Here is a 15,343-nt window from a genome sequence, read left to right as displayed (position 1 = left end):
GTGCGGTAGCGCCGAGCGCACTGGTTCCGGCTGCGGTGAATCTCGCTGAGGCGTGTCTGACCGGCATGGTTCTCGGCGGAGTGCATTTTGGCGGGGTGCTTTCCGAGAACGCTGCGTGTGTCGTGCAGATTCGACGCCCGGGTCAGCTCGGGACGAAATTGGCTCCCGCCGGGTGATCCCGTTCGCGAGAGGGACCCTTGCCTGCTGTCCCTGTTTGGGCGGGTGGCGCCCAGGAAGCGGTCGGAGCGGTCTGCGTCGACGGGCAGCCGCTGAAACGCGACGGGGCGCTGGCACGGTGGTCTGGCCGCAGGACCGACGAATGGATGCCGAACCGACGATTGGACGTCTTGCCGGTGGCCGACTCGCCGTCCACTTGTCGAGAAGGCGTCCAGCCTTCGAAAATACGGCCAGCCGTTGGGAACACGTACAGCCGTTGGGAACACGTACAGACGTTGGGAACACGTACAGACGTTGGGAAGCGCCCGACGGATGGACGACCTAGCGCCGCCGAAGCGCTCGGCGGTCCGGCTGTGGCGGTGCTCCCCTTGGGTGTGGAGTCGGCGCCCGACGGATGGCCTTGTACGGAGCGGGGAACTTCACGGGCTGTGCGGGTGGTGCCTCAGATTGTCGGCGCGCGCCGAGCCACGATTGGACGCCGAACCGACGATTGGACGTCTTGCCGGTGGCCGACTCGCCGTCCACTCGTCGGGGAGCCGTCCACTCGTCGGGAAAGCGTCCACTTGTCGGGAAGACGTCCGATCGCCGTGGCCGTCGCGGTTGTCGTGGCCGTGAGTGCCGACACAGACGCGGACATCATCGGCGAAGTCGGTGGCCTGTCCGTCCGCCTATCCGCATCAGGCCGCCCTGACCAGACCCGGCCCAGACCGAGCGGCCTTCCCCAAAGGAGTTGTCCGGGGGAGGGAGCCGCGAAACGCGGAAATGCAGGAAGCAAGAAACGCAAGCAGCCCGAGAACCCAGAGGACCCGGGTACCCAGGTTCCCGGGTACGCAACAGGCCCCGCCGGAATCCCGGCGGGGCCTGTTGGAAGCTGTGAAAGCTGGTCGAGCTTAGAGCGCAGCGACCTTGACCGCGAGCTTCGACTTGCGGTTCGAGGCCTGGTTCTTGTGGATGACGCCCTTGCTCACGGCCTTGTCGAGCTTGCGCGCGGCAACCTGCAGCTTGGCCTCGGCAGCGCTCTTGTCGCCAGCGGAGATCGCCTCGCGCACCTGACGGATCACGGTGCGAAGCTCGCTCTTGTACGCACGGTTGCGCTCGGTCGCCTTGCGGTTGGTCTTGATGCGCTTGATCTGCGACTTGATGTTTGCCACGTTGGGTTCTGTCCTTACGAGGTAAGAGGTATTGACGGGTTGTCCGCGCGGCGAGAGAGGGCACCTTGCGGGTTGTGTGGTGTTGATCCACACGCAAGCCAAGAGTCGAGTTTAGCAGAGATGGGTGCGGAATTCAGGCGATGAGCTCGACCGTGTCGCCGACGCGGATCGTGCCGCCGCCGTGGAGGGGGAGCAGGAACCGTCCGAACGTCGGCTGCGCCTGCCCGATCACCCGGGTCAGCGTGGTGAGTACCTCGGCGTCGCGGACTCCGGTCTCGGGATTCGCGTGCGTGTTGAGGCAACGACCGATCACCTCCTGCGGCGCGAACTCGAGATCGCCGATCCGCACCCGCGACAGCTCCGAGATCTCCTCCCAGGGCTCGACACCCTCGATCGCGATGTTGGAACGGAAGCGGTGGTCGTCGATGGGGCCGGCGAGCGCCGACTCGAGGGCCCGGAGGCTCTCGCGGCTGTGCATCGAGACGAATCCGCGGGCGCTGTCCTGGAACCGGGATCGATCGGCATCGCCCAGCAGGCTGAGCGGCAGGCGGCCGGGAGCCTCGAGTCCTCTCGCGTCGGCCGAACCCAGCAGGTACTCGGTCACGGCCGCGGAGACCCGCTCGCGCCCATCGTCCGAGAGGGGCTCATCCACGTGCAGGCCATCGGGCCCGTCGATGCGGATCCGCTCCCCGGAGGCGTCGGTCGAGAGCTTGAGCGCGGCGAGCGCCGGATACTCCATCCGGGTCAGGCCCTTGGACTTGGACCAGATCTCCATGCCGTCGCGTTCGCGCGGCGCGAGCGCGTTCGCGTACCGGAAGGCGAACGCGCGATCCCCGCTCACGCGCCCGTCGTCCTGGATCGTGAGCTCCTCGCAGGCCTCCTGGGTGAACCCCTTGACCGGGAAACGATAGAGCGCGACGACCTGTGCCATGCCCCAATCCTCGCAGACTCCGCCACGCGGGAGCGCGTTCGAAGCGCAATCGGCCGCGGGAGCCGCGGTTCTCTGGAATAATGGCCTCCATATGTCTCCACGAAGTGTGAATCCGCCCAAGCCGGCTGCGACCGACCCCGCGCAGATCCGCAACTTCTGCATCATCGCGCACATCGACCACGGCAAGTCGACGCTCGCTGACCGCATGCTGCAGATCACCGGCACCGTCTCCGACCGCGACATGCGCGCGCAGTACCTCGACAACATGGATATCGAGCGCGAGCGCGGCATCACCATCAAGTCGCAGGCGGTGCGCATGCACTGGCAGGCCGCCGGCGGCGACTACGCGCTCAACATGATCGACACGCCGGGTCACGTCGACTTCAGCTACGAGGTCTCCCGTTCGCTCGCGGCCTGCGAGGGTGCGATCCTGCTGGTCGATGCTGCGCAGGGCATCGAGGCGCAGACCCTCGCCAACCTGTACCTGGCGATGGAGAACGACCTCGAGATCATCCCGGTGCTCAACAAGATCGATCTGCCCGCGGCCGACCCCGAGCGGGTGTCGCGCGAGATCGCGGATCTCATCGGCGGCGACCCCGACGACATCCTCAAGGTGTCGGGCAAGACGGGTGCGGGCGTCGAAGAGCTGCTGGATCGCGTCGTCGAGCGGATCCCGGCTCCCGTGGGCCAGGCCGATGCGCCGGCCCGCGCGATGATCTTCGACTCGGTCTACGACCCCTACCGCGGCGTCGTCACCTACGTCCGCATGGTCGACGGTCGTCTGACGCCGCGCGAGAAGATCCAGATGATGTCGACGAAGGCCGAGCACGAGGCGCTCGAGATCGGCGTCTCGGCCCCCGGCCCGACCCCCACCGGCGGCCTCGCCGTCGGCGAGGTCGGCTACCTCATCACGGGTGTGAAGGATGTGCGTCAGTCGAAGGTCGGCGACACCGTCACGACCAAGCTGAAGCCCGCCGAGCAGCCGCTCCCCGGCTACACGGATCCCAAGCCGATGGTGTTCTCGGGGCTCTACCCGATCGACGGCAGCGATTACCCGGTGCTGCGCGAGGCGCTCGACAAGCTCAAGCTCTCCGACGCCGCCCTGCAGTACGAGCCCGAGACCTCGGTCGCCCTGGGCTTCGGTTTCCGCTGCGGATTCCTCGGCCTGCTCCACCTCGAGATCATCAGCGAACGCCTGCGCCGCGAGTTCGACCTCGACCTCATCGCGACGGCACCGAGCGTGGTCTACCAGGTCACGCGCGAGGACGGCAAAGAGATCACGGTGACGAACCCGTCGGAGTACCCCGACGGCAAGATCGCCAGCGTGCGCGAGCCGATGGTCCGCGTCGCGATCCTCGCGCCGAAGGACTACGTCGGCACGATCATGGAGCTCTGCCAGAGCCGGCGCGGCAGCCTGCTCGGCATGGAGTACCTCGGCGAGCGCGTCGAGCTGCGCTACAGCATGCCTCTCGGCGAGATCGTCTTCGATTTCTTCGACCACCTCAAGAGCCGCACCCAGGGGTACGCGAGCCTCGACTACGAGCCGATGGGCGAGCAGGAAGCCGATCTGGTCAAGGTCGACATCCTGCTCCAGGGCGACAAGGTCGATGCGTTCAGCGCGATCGTGCACCGCGACAACGCCTACCACTACGGCACGATGATGGCGGAGCGGCTGCGCAAGCTGATCCCGCGCCAGCAGTTCGAAGTGCCCATCCAGGCCGCGATCGGCGCGCGCGTCATCGCCCGCGAGACCATCCGCGCGATCCGCAAGGACGTGCTCGCCAAGTGCTACGGTGGCGACATCAGCCGCAAGCGCAAACTGCTCGAGAAGCAGAAGGAGGGCAAGAAGCGCATGAAGATGGTGGGCCGGGTCGAAGTACCCCAGGAAGCCTTCATCGCCGCGCTCTCGGGTGACGTGGAGGGCAAGGAGCAGAAGAAGTGAGTCGGCGCAGCAGTTACGTGCCGATGCCGGTGACCTATGCCGCCGTCGGGGCGTCGAACGCACCGGATCTGCTCCGCTTCCCGCCCGAGGGCACCACTCCATTTGAGGAGTCGCTGCTGATCGGCAGCGGACAGGAGCGCTTCCTGGCCGCGGTCAGCCTGCTCATGACCTGGGGTGCGCACCGGGCCTCCGGCGAGACCATCGCCGACGTGGTCCGCGGCGACGGCGGGCAGTACGCGGGCCTCACCTTCGACGCGCAGGGCTCGGCGGAAGCGCCCGCCGTGCGCGAGGATCACTTCGGTCCCGACGGCGAGCCGTACCTGACCTCCGGTACGACCGCGACGATCAGCCGCAACAGTGGCAAGCAGTCCCGCCGCATCCGAGTGGTCTACGTGATCGATGAGGCCGACCGCGTCGGCTTCGCCATCGGCACGGACGACGACGACGGTGCGATCGGCGAGGAGCTGTTCCTCGTCGAGCACCGTTCGGACGACACCGTCTGGGGCGTCACCCGAGGCTTCCTCGGCTCGACGAGCGCGCTCAAGGGACGCTCGCAGATCCGTTCCGCGATCGGGCGCGCCAAGCAGCACCTCGAAGCGATGCTCCCCGGCGTTGTGCCCGACGCGGCTCCCGTCGAGGCCGCCGCGTCCGATCGGGAACCCGCCGCGGTGCACGCCACTCCGATGGTGCCCGTGCCCGGGCTGACCGAGGGCGTGGGATCCGTGCCGAGCGCACCGCAGGCTGCGCCCGAACCCGAACCGCTGCCCGAGGCGCAGGCCGCGGCCGAGCCCACTGCTCCGGCTGTGCCGGAAGCCGTTCCGCAGGCCGCGGCGGACCCGCTTGCGGCCGAGGCCGCCGCGGTGGATCCTGGCCCCGAGCCCGAGCCCGAGCCCGAGCCCGAGCCCGAGCCCGAGCCCGAGCCCGAGCCCGAGCCCGAGCCCGAGCCCGAGCCCGCCGACGCGAAAGCACCCGCTGACGCTGGCGTCGTGGCGCCCGCCGCAGCGGAGGTTCCCCGGGTCGAGCCGCACGACGCGGCACCCGTGACCGCGAAGTCGTGGGGCAAGTCGAAGGGCAAGGCCCAGGGCGGCAAGTCGCCCGGCTCGAAGCCGCACGGCGGCAAGAACCGCGGCAAGTCGCGCGGCGGCAAGGGCTAGGCGTGCCCAGCATCCTTCCGGAGGGCGATCCCGCTCCCTCCGACGGTTCGCTTCCGACGAGCGTGCTCGACGGCGCCTCGGATCGCGCCTTCGGCGTCTACGTCCACGTGCCCTACTGCCGGGTGCGCTGCGGCTACTGCGACTTCAACACCTACACGGCGAGCGAGCTGGGCGGGGGAGCGAGCCAGGCCGGATACGCCGCAGAGGCTGCGGCCGAACTCTCGTTCGGCGCTCGCGTGCTGCGCGAGTCCGGCTTGCCCGAACGGCGGGTCTCGACCGTCTTCTTCGGCGGCGGGACGCCGACGCTGCTCCCGGCCCACGACCTCGCTTCGATGCTCGGTCGCATCCGCGACGAGTGGGGGCTGGCCGCCGGTGCCGAGGTGACGACGGAGGCGAATCCCGATTCCGTCGACGCTGCCTACCTGCGCACGCTCGCCGATGCGGGGTTCACCCGGGTGAGCTTCGGCATGCAGTCCGCTGTGCCGAGCGTGCTCGCCACCCTCGACCGCACGCACACCCCCGAACGCATTCCGCTCGTCGTCGAATGGGCGAAGGAGGCGGGCCTGCAGGTCAGCCTCGACCTGATCTACGGGACTCCGGGTGAGCGGATCGGCGACTGGGAGCGATCGCTCGACGTCGCGCTCGCCTGCGAACCCGATCACCTCTCGGCCTACGCGCTCATCATCGAGCAGGGCACCAAGCTCGCGGCGCAGATCAAGCGCGGGCAGGTCGCCGCCCCCGACGACGACCTCCACGCCGAGATGTACGAGCTCGCCGACGCGCGGATCGCCGACGCGGGGCTGCACTGGTACGAGATCAGCAACTGGTCGCGCACACCCGAGACCCGATCCCGCCACAACCTGTCGTACTGGACGGGCGAGGACTGGTGGGCCGCGGGCCCGGGCGCGCACAGCCACGTCGGAGGCGTCCGCTGGTGGAACGTGAAGCACCCCGCCGCTTACTCGCAGCGGATCGCCGAGGGCATCTCGCCGGCGCATGCCCGCGAGACGCTCGACGCCGAGTCCAGGCGGACCGAGCGGATCCTGCTCGAGACCCGGATCTCGGACGGGCTCGACGCCTCGGTGCTCCGCCCGGAGGAGCGGCGGGCGATCCCGGGGCTCATCGCGAGCGAGCTCATCGACGGCCCGGCGGCGATCCGCGGCCGGATCATCCCCACCCTGCGCGGCCGTCTGCTCGCCGACACCGTGGTGCATCGGCTGCTCGGTTCCGCCGACGGCTGAATCGGGGTGACGCGGCGGCCACGGACGGGCCGTTCCGCGGGGTCGGTGGGATAGACTTGGCACTCATCGATTGCGAGTGCCAGTCGACGGGTGCCGACCCGATCCACATCGAACGCCGGCGAGGAGGTGCGTGATGGTCTCGGAACGCAGTCTCGCCGTGCTGCACGCGCTGGTGGGCGACTACGTCGAATCGAACGAGCCGGTGGGCTCGAAGTCGATCGTCGAGCGCCACAGCTTCGGCGTCTCCGCCGCCACCATCCGCAACGACATGGCGCTGCTCGAGGACGAAGAACTGATCGCGGCGCCGCACACCTCGTCCGGTCGCGTTCCGACCGACAAGGGCTACCGGCTCTACGTCGACACGCTCAGCCGCTTCCAGCCGTTGAGCGCCGGTCAGCGGGCCGCGATCGAACGCTTCCTCGGCGAATCGAGCGACCTCGACGACGCCATGGCCCGCACCGTGCGGCTGCTGGCGCAGCTCACCAACCAGGTCGCCGTGGTGCAGTACCCGTCGCTCAAGCGCACGGCGGTGCGCCACATCGACCTCGTCGCCGTGGGCGAGGCCCGCGTGCTTTGCGTGCTGATCCTCGGCACCGGCGTGGTCGAGCAGCAGGTCGCCGCCCTGCCCGCGGTGCGCGTCACCGAGGCCTGGGTGCACGGCCTGCGCGAGCGCATCGCCGGCGCGGTGATCGGTTCCGATCTCGAGAGCGCGGTGCAGGCGGTCGAGCTGCTCGACCGTACCGTCGAGGACTGGGCGGAACCCGCCGAGGCCGAGCTGGTGCGCAGCGTGCTCGCGGTCGTCATCGGACAGCTCCGGGCGAACCGCAGCGAGCGCATCGCGATCGCGGGCGCCGCGAACCTCTCGCGCGGCGCCGACTTCTCGGGCAGCCTCTCCACGGTGCTCGAGGCGATCGAAGAGCAGGTCACCCTGCTCCGACTGTTCGGCGAGATGGCGCAGGAGGGCCGCGAGGTCTCGGCGTCGATCGGTCGCGAGAACGAGCCGTACGGGCTCGAGAGCGCGTCGATCATCGCCTCCGGCTACGAGGACGTCTCGAGCACGCCCTCCCAGCTCGGCGTGCTCGGCCCGGTGCGCATGGACTACGCCGGCAACATGGCGGCCGTGCGCGCGGTCGCGAGATACCTGAACCGGACCCTCGGCGAGGGCTGACCCAGGGTCGCGGCCCGAGAGCACCCGGCGCCCGCGACCGACGAACTTCATCCACCATCGAATCGATGAGAGGAGCCGCACACCGTGGCGGACCACTACGAGACGCTCGGCGTCGCACGCGACGCATCGCCCGAAGAGATCAAGAAGGCCTACCGGCGCCTGGCGCGGGAGCTGCACCCCGACGTGAATCCGAGCGAGGAGGCGTCCGAGCGCTTCAAGGGCGTCACCCACGCCTACGACGTGCTCAGCGATCCCAACGAGCGCCGCCGCTACGACATGGGCGGTTCCGAGGGCGGCGCGTCGATGGGTGACTTCGGCGACATCTTCGAGACGTTCTTCGGCGGCGGCGGATTCGGCGGCGGCCAGCGCGGTCCCCGATCGCGTGCGGAGCGCGGGGACGACGCGATGATCCGCGTCGACGTCTCGCTCGCCGAGGTGATCTTCGGTGTGCAGCGCGAGGTCAGCATCAACACCGCCGTGCTCTGCGGCACCTGCTCGGGCAGTTGCTGCCAGCCGGGCACCGTGCCGGTCACCTGCGACGTCTGCCACGGCTCCGGCCAGGTGCAGCGGCAGGTGCGTTCGCTGTTCGGCAACGTGGTCACCAACCATCCCTGCGGTTCCTGCCACGGCTACGGCACCATCATCGAGCACCCCTGCGTGGAGTGCGGCGGCAAGGGGCGCGTGCGCGAGCGCCGCACCCTCAACGTCGACATCCCCTCGGGCATCGACACCGGCACCCGGCTCCAGATGCGCGGCGGCGGCGAGGTCGGCCCGGGCGGCGGGCCGAACGGCGACCTGTTCATCGAGTTCCGGGTCACCCACCACGACATCTTCAGCCGCGACGGAAACGACCTGCTCTGCACGCTGCAGGTCGGCATGACCGACGCGATCCTCGGCACCGAGAGCACGGTCACCGGCCTCGACGGTGAAGTGCAGGTCGAGGTTCCCGCCGGCACCCAGTCGGGCGACGTCATCACGATCCGGGGCCGCGGCATCCAGGGGCTTCGATCCACCGCGCGCGGCGATCTGAAGATCGCGGCCCAGGTGGTCACGCCGACCAAGCTGTCCAACCGCGAGAAGGACCTGGTGCGCCAGCTGGCCGCGCTCGGCAAGGACGACGGACCCAAGCTGGGGGAGTTCCAACAGGGCTTCTTCGGCAAGATCCGCGACCGCTTCTTCCGCCAGGGCTGACGGCGGGCGGGCAGCAGCGTGGCGAATCTGTACTACGTCGAGCGCGGGACCGCGCTGGCCGTCGGCGCGACCGTCGAGATCGGCGGCGAAGAGGGCCGTCATGCCGTGCGGGTGAGCCGGCTCCGCGTCGGTGAGCGGATCCTGCTCGGCGACGGTGCGGGCGCGATCGGCGGGGGCGTCGTCGTGCGCACGGACCGCGACCGCTTCGCGGTCGAGCTCGACGAGGTGCGGACCGACGCCGAGGCGAGCCCGCGGGTGACCCTGGTGCAGGCGCTCGCCAAGGGCGATCGCGACGAGCGCGCGGTCGAGCAGGCCACGGAGTTCGGCGTCGACCGGGTGCTGCCGTGGCAGGCCGCCCGTTCCGTCTCGCGCTGGGACGGCGCCGGCGGTGCCGAGAAGGCGGCGAAGGGCGTCGCGAAGTGGGCGCGCATCGCCCGGGAGGCATCGAAGCAGTCGCTCCGCGCTCGGATCCCCGAAGTGGGATCCCCGATCTCCTCGGAGGAGCTGCGCGCGGCCGCGGCGGACCCTGATCGCGCGGTCATCGCGCTGCATCCTCGGGGTGAGCGCACGCTGTCGGAGTGGGCGGCCCGCTTCGCGGCCGGGGCGGTCCGAGCCGCCGGTGCGAGTGCAGCGGCCGAAGCCTCCCGCCCGAGCGAAATCCTGCTCGTCGTCGGGCCCGAGGGCGGGTTCAGCGATGCCGAGCTCGACGCCCTCGAATCCGCCGGCGCCGAGATCCTGGTGCTCGGCACCACCGTGCTCCGCACCTCCTCTGCTGGCCCCGCCGGCCTCGCCGTGCTGAACGTCGCGCTCGGCCGCTGGTGAGTCCGTCGATAGACTGATGCCCATGGCAGCAGAGACCATCTTCGGCAAGATCGTGGCAGGCGAGATCCCGGTCGAGATCCTCGCCGAGACCGAGCGCGTGATCGCGTTCCCCGACATCAGCCCGCAGGCGCCGGTGCACATCCTGGTGATCCCCAAGACCACCGAGTACGCGAACGTCACCGAGCTCGCGGCGGGCGATCCCGCGCTGCTCGCCGAGATGATCGGCGTCGCGCAGCAGCTCGCCGACGAACACGCGAACGGCGACTACCGACTCCTGTTCAACACCGGCGCGAGCGCCGGGCAGACCGTCTTCCACGTGCACGCGCACGTGCTGGCGGGCGGACTCGAGGAGCGCAGCCTCGTTGGCAACTGACGCTCCGGCCCCGAACGAGGGCCCGCAGCTCGAGCGCACCGTGCTGCTCACCGGGGTCGACCTGGCGAGCTTCCTCGGGCATCGCGATCAGCTGATCGCCGATCTCGAGCAGCAGCACCCCGCAGTCTCCTTCCACGCGCGCGACCACGTGCTGACCCTGCGGGGCCCGGCCGCGCAGGTGCGCGCCGCCGAGCAGGTCGTCGGCGAGGTGCTCGAGGTCGCCCGTCGCAGCGGCGCGGTCTCCCGCCACGACGTCCGAGAGGTGACCCGCATGGTCGAACGCGGCGACGGCCCGACGGCCGCGCAGGTGCTGTCGGAACCGATCCTCAGCGTGCGCGGCAACGCGATCCGGCCCCAGACCGCGGGTCAGCGCTCCTACGTCGACGCGATCGATCAGAACACGATCGTGTTCGGCATCGGTCCCGCGGGCACGGGCAAGACCTACCTCGCGATGGCGAAGGCCGTGCAGGCGCTACAGCGCCGCGAGGTGGCGAAGATCATCCTCACCCGTCCGGCGGTCGAGGCCGGCGAGCGGCTCGGCTACCTGCCCGGCAGCTTGGAGGACAAGATCGATCCGTACCTGCGGCCGCTGTTCGACGCGGTCGGGTCGATGATGGATCAGGACCTGGTACCGCGCCTGCTCGCGAACGGCACCATCGAGGTCGCTCCGCTCGCCTACATGCGCGGACGCACGCTCAACGAGTCGTTCGTGATCCTCGACGAGGCGCAGAACACGACCCCCGAGCAGATGAAGATGTTCCTGACCCGCCTCGGCTACGGCTCGAAGATGGTCGTGACGGGCGACGTGACCCAGGTCGATCTGCCCGTCGGCACGAGCGGACTCCGGCTCATGAACCGGATCCTGCGCGGCGTCGACGACATCCACTTCGCCGAACTGTCCTCCGACGACATCGTGCGGCACAGCCTGGTCGGCCGCATCGTCGACGCCTACTCGGCATACGAAGAAGCACGCGCGGCGAACCGCGACGAACGAAAGGGTCCCGCAGCATGAGCGTCGAGATCAACAACGAGTCCGGCATCGCGGTCGCGGAGGAGAGCCTGCAGCGCCTCGCCGCGTTCGTGTTCGAATCGCTGCACGTCCACCCCGAGACCGATCTCGGCGTGCTGTTCGTCGACGAGGCCGCGATCGAGCAGCTGCACGTGCAGTGGATGGACGAGCCCGGCCCCACCGATGTGCTGAGCTTTCCGATGGACGAGCTGCGTCCGGGCCGCGTCGACGCGCCGACGCCCGCCGGTCTGCTGGGCGATGTCGTCATCTGCCCGCAGGTCGCCGAGCTCCAGGCCGAGGCCGCGGGGCACGATCTCGTCCAGGAGGTGCGCGTGCTCCTGACGCACGGCATGCTCCACCTGCTCGGATTCGACCACGGCACCCCCGACGAGGAGGCCGAGATGTTCGGTCTCCAGCGGGATCTGCTGCTCGGGTTCGCGATGCGCGAGCGGGGCCGATGACCGGCGGTCTGATCGCGCTCTTCCTCGCGGCGGCCGTCGTGCTGCTCGCGATCGGCGGCCTGCTCGCGGCGAGCGACGCAGCGCTCTCGGTGCGTTCGAAGGCCGAGCTCCTGGCGCTGTCCGAGGACGCCCGTCGCGGCGCGTCGATCCGGGCGATCGCGGAGGACGAGGCCGCGCACCAGAACGCCCTCGGCTTCGCCCGCGTCGCCGCCGAGACGCTCGCGGCGGTGCTCATCACGCTCGTGCTCGCCGCGCTCATCGAGCCGCTCTGGCTGACGCTGCTCGCGGCCGCCCTCATCATGACCGCGGTCACCTTCGTGCTCGTCGGCACGAGCCCCCGCACGGTCGGCACGCACCACCCCGAGGGGATCATTCGGTTCTCGGCTCCGCTCGTGCATGGGATCCGCGTACTGCTCGGGCCCGTCGCGAGCAGCCTGATGCGCGTCGGCGACCGGGTGACCCCGGGACGCGGCGGCAGCAGCGCGCTGATCCGCGACGAGCAGCAGCTGCTGTCGATGGTGGATCAGGCCGCGGAGCAGGAACTGCTCGAGGCGGACGACCGCGATTACATCCACTCGCTCGTCGAGTTCGGCGATACCCGGGTGCGCGAGCTGATGGTGCCCCGCATCGACATGGTGACGGTCGACGCCGAGCTGTCGATGAAGGACGCGCTCGAAGCGATCCTGGCGTCGCGGCACTCGCGGGTCCCGGTGGTCACCGACGACGTCGACGACGTGGTCGGCGTCGCCCACCTGCGCGACGCGAGCGGCTTCGTGCTGCGCCGGCCCGAGGAGGCCGAGTCCGCGCCGATCACGCGCGTGATGAAGCCCGCGCTCTTCGTGCCCGAGCTGCAGCCCGCCGACGAGCTGCTGCGCCAGATGCAGCGCGAGTCCGTGCACCTGGCGCTCGCGGTCGACGAGTACGGCGGGATCTCCGGCCTGGTCACGCTCGAGGACCTCATCGAGGAACTGCTCGGCGACATCAGCGACGAGCACGACCGCGAGACGCCCGAGATCGTGCTCGACGGCGACGGCTTCATCGTGAGCGCCCGGCTCACCATCGACCGGCTCGGCGAGCTGTTCGAGCGCGAACTCGAGGACGACGAGGTCGATACGGTGGGCGGCCTGCTCGCCAAGCACCTCGGTCGGCTCGCGGAGCCCGGGGACCGGGTCGAGATCGACGGGATCGAGCTGACCGCGCTCGAGACCGAACGACGCAGGCAGCGCCTCGTGACGGCGCGCGTGCGCTGGGTGGGCACCGAAGACAACGACGCGGATCAGGTCCGCCGGGAAGAGGAACAGCAGTGAACACAGAACAGGCCGACGGCGTCGGCACCGAGCCCGAGGCCGAGCACCGCGCGGGATTCGTCTCGTTCGTAGGGCGACCGAACGTCGGCAAATCCACACTGACGAACGCGCTCGTCGGCCAGAAGATCGCGATCACGAGCCCGAAGCCGCAGACCACGCGCCGCGCGATCCGAGGCATCGTGCACCGGCCCGACGGTCAGCTCATCATCGTCGACACGCCCGGTATCCACCGGCCCCGGACCCTGCTCGGCGAGCGGCTGAACGCGCTCGTGGAGGCGACGCTCGGCGACGTCGACGTGATCGGCTTCTGCGTGCCCGCGGACGAGAAGCTCGGCCCGGGCGACCGCTTCATCAACGAGCGCCTCGACGACTTTCCCCGAGCCAAGAAGGTCGCGATCCTCACGAAGGTGGACGAGGCCTCGAACGGCGAGATCATCGACCAGTTGACGCGGCTCGGTGAGCTGCGCGAGTGGGACGCCGTCGTGCCGATCTCCTCGGTCACCCGTGATCAGCTCGACGTGCTCTCCGACGTGCTGCTCGAGCTCATGCCGGTGTCGCCGCCGCTCTACGAGGCCGAGCAGATCACCGATGAGAACGAGGACGACCGCATCGCCGAGCTGATCCGCGAGGCCGCGCTCGACGGCATGCGCGACGAGCTGCCGCACTCGCTCGCAGCGACCGTCGACGACCGCGAGGAGCGCGAGGATGGTCTGCTGGCGCTCTACGCGTCGATCTACGTCGAGCGCGACAGCCAGAAGGGCATCGTGATCGGCAAGGGCGGTTCGCAGCTGCGCGACATCGGCGAGCGGGCCCGGCACGAGATCGAGGCGCTGCTCGGGCGTCGCATCTACCTGTCGCTGCGGGTCAAGCTGCTCAAGGAGTGGCAGCGCGATCCGAAGGCCCTGGGCCGGCTCGGATTCTGAGCACTGTCGCGGGCCCGACCCGCTGACTAGGCTCGGACGCACAGGGACGCCGCTGGCGCGGCGCGCAGGGGAGGAACGCTCATGGACTACGGAATCACCGACCAGACCCAGATCACCGCGCTCAGCGGCCCGGCCACCGTCGTCGGCATCATCTGGTACGTACTCGTCGCGATCGCGCTCTGGAAGACCTTCACCAAGGCCGGCTATCCCGGGATCCTCGCGATCATCCCGATCGTCAACCTGATCTTCCTCGTGAAGATCGCCGGGTTCTCCGGCTGGATGGTGCTGCTCTACCTGATCCCGATCGTCAACGTGATCCTCGCGCTGATCGTGGCGATCAAGGTGGGCGGCAACTTCGGCAAGGGGCCGTTCTTCTCGATCCTCCTGCTCTGGCTGCTCCCGTTCATCGGCTACTTCGTGATCGGTTTCGGCAGCGCGCAGTACCGCAAGGCCTGAGATCGCTCCGGCCGTGCGCGCCGCGGAGCGCGGCGCGCACCCGGCTCAGACGCTCGGGATCGAGGCCTCGTGGATCCGGCTCGTCGGAGCCGTCGCGGTGCCTGCGAGCAGATCCCGGAGCAGCAGCACCGAGGCGCGTCCGAAGCCGGTCGGTCGTACGTCGAGGCTCGTGATCCGCTTGTCGCCGAGTTCGGTGACGGGGTCGCCGACGAGCGAGACCAGGTCGAGTTCCGGACCGGGCGCCCGGCCGATGCGGTCGAGCGGCGCGACGAGTCGGCCGGCGAGGCCCTGGTAGCCGCAGAGCAGGATCTCGGGATCGCGCTCCGCGATGAGCGCGTCGAGCGTCGAGGCGAGCGTCTCGGCGCTCGGGTGGAGGGGGAGCTCGCGGATCCACGGCTCGACACCGTGCTCGCCGCACCAGCTCCGGTAGCCGTCGACGACGTCCTCCGCGAAGGACGAATGGAACTGCTGGTCGGGGAGCAGCAGCGCGGGGCGCTGCAGTCCGCGACCGCGAGCCCGATCGAGCAGTTCGCGCACGTACCGCTGATAGCGCACCTCGATGGTCCCGTCCGCGTCGATCTCGGCCGGGTCGAGGGGCCGCCCGGCGGTGACCAGGGGGACCGCGAGCGCGGAGAGCGCCGCGAGCACCGGATCCCCGGGCAGCGGGTCGATGGCGATGATCCCGTCGACCGCGGGCGGGCGGCTGCGCAGCGCGGCTTCGTCGCGCGTGAGCAGCACGAGGTCGATCCCGTTCTCGCCCGCGGCGGCGACGGCGCCGAAGACGAACTCCATGTAGAACGCGAAGCTGCGGACGACGGGCGGGATGTACAGGCCGACCGCGCCGACGCGGTTGCCGCGGAGCTGCTGCGCGGCGCGGTTGCCGACGTAGCCGAGCGCTGCGGCGGTGTCGCGCACCTGGGCGACGGTCTCGGGTGCGACCCGACCGCGCCCGTGCAGGGCGTCGGAGACCGTCGTCTTCGACAGGCCGAGTTCGGCTGCGAGATCGACGATCGTGACCCGTCTGGCGCTCATGATCC

At 69.9% G+C, this 15,343-nt stretch carries 15 protein-coding genes; 12 read left to right on the top strand and 3 right to left on the bottom strand.

The genetic code is table 11. The features are described from left to right. Positions 1-1,067 precede the first annotated feature (1,067 nt). Both rpsT and XM48_RS11490 read right to left on the bottom strand, forming a co-directional pair. Positions 1,068-1,328, bottom strand: coding sequence for a 30S ribosomal protein S20 (gene rpsT, locus XM48_RS11495; protein ID WP_046455964.1), 261 nt, complete (start codon positions 1,326-1,328; stop codon positions 1,068-1,070). Between the two features lie 133 nt (positions 1,329-1,461). Further along, complete coding sequence (locus tag XM48_RS11490) at positions 1,462-2,259, bottom strand: MOSC domain-containing protein (protein ID WP_046455963.1); 798 nt, start codon at positions 2,257-2,259, stop codon at positions 1,462-1,464. Between the two features lie 91 nt (positions 2,260-2,350). Between XM48_RS11490 and lepA the strand changes: the two genes are divergently transcribed. The 12 genes from lepA to XM48_RS11430 all read left to right on the top strand — a co-directional run bounded on the left by lepA (position 2,351) and on the right by XM48_RS11430 (position 14,306). Beyond that, entirely contained in the window at positions 2,351-4,201 is a 1,851-nt protein-coding gene (gene lepA / locus XM48_RS11485) for a translation elongation factor 4 (RefSeq protein ID WP_046455962.1), read from the top strand. After that, positions 4,198-5,355, top strand: coding sequence for a DUF1990 family protein (locus tag XM48_RS17050; protein WP_156175046.1), 1,158 nt, complete (start codon positions 4,198-4,200; stop codon positions 5,353-5,355). The genes lepA and XM48_RS17050 overlap by 4 nt, the downstream gene beginning before the upstream one ends. 2 nt (positions 5,356-5,357) lie before the next feature. Beyond that, the gene (gene hemW, locus XM48_RS11475; protein WP_046455961.1) at positions 5,358-6,596 is read left to right on the top strand and encodes a radical SAM family heme chaperone HemW; all 1,239 of its coding nucleotides are present in this window, start codon (positions 5,358-5,360) and stop codon (positions 6,594-6,596) included. A gap of 133 nt (positions 6,597-6,729) precedes the next feature. Further along, positions 6,730-7,764 carry a heat-inducible transcriptional repressor HrcA gene (hrcA, locus tag XM48_RS11470; RefSeq protein WP_046455960.1) on the top strand — a complete coding sequence of 345 codons (1,035 nt, stop codon included), beginning with the start codon at positions 6,730-6,732 and terminating at the stop codon, positions 7,762-7,764. Positions 7,765-7,848: 84 nt separating this feature from the next. Then, positions 7,849-8,955 carry a molecular chaperone DnaJ gene (gene dnaJ, locus XM48_RS11465; protein WP_046455959.1) on the top strand — a complete coding sequence of 369 codons (1,107 nt, stop codon included), beginning with the start codon at positions 7,849-7,851 and terminating at the stop codon, positions 8,953-8,955. An 18-nt stretch (positions 8,956-8,973) separates the two neighbouring features. Further along, complete coding sequence (locus XM48_RS11460) at positions 8,974-9,777, top strand: 16S rRNA (uracil(1498)-N(3))-methyltransferase (RefSeq protein ID WP_046455958.1); 804 nt, start codon at positions 8,974-8,976, stop codon at positions 9,775-9,777. A gap of 22 nt (positions 9,778-9,799) precedes the next feature. Further along, positions 9,800-10,150: a histidine triad nucleotide-binding protein gene (locus XM48_RS11455; protein WP_046455957.1), complete on the top strand. Its 351-nt coding sequence runs from the start codon at positions 9,800-9,802 to the stop codon at positions 10,148-10,150. Then, a complete protein-coding gene (locus XM48_RS11450; protein ID WP_052961472.1) occupies positions 10,140-11,162 on the top strand; it encodes a PhoH family protein in 1,023 nt (340 codons plus the stop codon). The genes XM48_RS11455 and XM48_RS11450 overlap by 11 nt, the downstream gene beginning before the upstream one ends. Beyond that, positions 11,159-11,620, top strand: coding sequence for an rRNA maturation RNase YbeY (ybeY, locus tag XM48_RS11445; protein ID WP_046455956.1), 462 nt, complete (start codon positions 11,159-11,161; stop codon positions 11,618-11,620). The genes XM48_RS11450 and ybeY overlap by 4 nt, the downstream gene beginning before the upstream one ends. Next, positions 11,617-12,927 carry a hemolysin family protein gene (locus tag XM48_RS11440; protein WP_046455955.1) on the top strand — a complete coding sequence of 437 codons (1,311 nt, stop codon included), beginning with the start codon at positions 11,617-11,619 and terminating at the stop codon, positions 12,925-12,927. The genes ybeY and XM48_RS11440 overlap by 4 nt, the downstream gene beginning before the upstream one ends. Then, positions 12,924-13,850 carry a GTPase Era gene (era, locus tag XM48_RS11435; protein WP_046455954.1) on the top strand — a complete coding sequence of 309 codons (927 nt, stop codon included), beginning with the start codon at positions 12,924-12,926 and terminating at the stop codon, positions 13,848-13,850. Before XM48_RS11440 ends, era begins: the two co-directional genes overlap by 4 nt. Before the next feature lie 81 nt (positions 13,851-13,931). After that, positions 13,932-14,306 carry a DUF5684 domain-containing protein gene (locus XM48_RS11430; RefSeq protein ID WP_046455953.1) on the top strand — a complete coding sequence of 125 codons (375 nt, stop codon included), beginning with the start codon at positions 13,932-13,934 and terminating at the stop codon, positions 14,304-14,306. 45 nt (positions 14,307-14,351) lie between these two features. Here XM48_RS11430 and XM48_RS11425 read toward each other — a convergent pair whose 3' ends face one another. Further along, positions 14,352-15,338, bottom strand: a complete 987-nt coding sequence (locus XM48_RS11425; RefSeq protein WP_046456013.1) for a LacI family DNA-binding transcriptional regulator — start codon at positions 15,336-15,338, stop codon at positions 14,352-14,354. Between the last annotated feature and the right edge of the window lie 5 nt (positions 15,339-15,343).

It is taken from the genome of Leucobacter sp. Ag1 (assembly GCF_000980875.1).
Classification (GTDB): Bacteria; Actinomycetota; Actinomycetes; order Actinomycetales; family Microbacteriaceae; genus Leucobacter; species Leucobacter iarius.
The sequence above is the reverse complement of the archived record's forward strand: the minus strand, read 5'-3'. Positions and strand labels throughout refer to the sequence as shown.

What these genes read in the sequence shown, in the direction of transcription:
- XM48_RS11490 (WP_046455963.1), bottom strand. Translation starts at nt 2,259, where the DNA reads ATGGCACAGGTCGTCGCGCTCTATCGTTTCCCGGTCAAGGGGTTCACC.
- XM48_RS11440 (WP_046455955.1), top strand. Translation starts at nt 11,617, where the DNA reads ATGACCGGCGGTCTGATCGCGCTCTTCCTCGCGGCGGCCGTCGTGCTG.
- XM48_RS11455 (WP_046455957.1), top strand. Translation starts at nt 9,800, where the DNA reads ATGGCAGCAGAGACCATCTTCGGCAAGATCGTGGCAGGCGAGATCCCG.
- ybeY (WP_046455956.1), top strand. Translation starts at nt 11,159, where the DNA reads ATGAGCGTCGAGATCAACAACGAGTCCGGCATCGCGGTCGCGGAGGAG.
- XM48_RS11430 (WP_046455953.1), top strand. Translation starts at nt 13,932, where the DNA reads ATGGACTACGGAATCACCGACCAGACCCAGATCACCGCGCTCAGCGGC.
- lepA (WP_046455962.1), top strand. Translation starts at nt 2,351, where the DNA reads ATGTCTCCACGAAGTGTGAATCCGCCCAAGCCGGCTGCGACCGACCCC.
- hrcA (WP_046455960.1), top strand. Translation starts at nt 6,730, where the DNA reads ATGGTCTCGGAACGCAGTCTCGCCGTGCTGCACGCGCTGGTGGGCGAC.
- XM48_RS11425 (WP_046456013.1), bottom strand. Translation starts at nt 15,338, where the DNA reads ATGAGCGCCAGACGGGTCACGATCGTCGATCTCGCAGCCGAACTCGGC.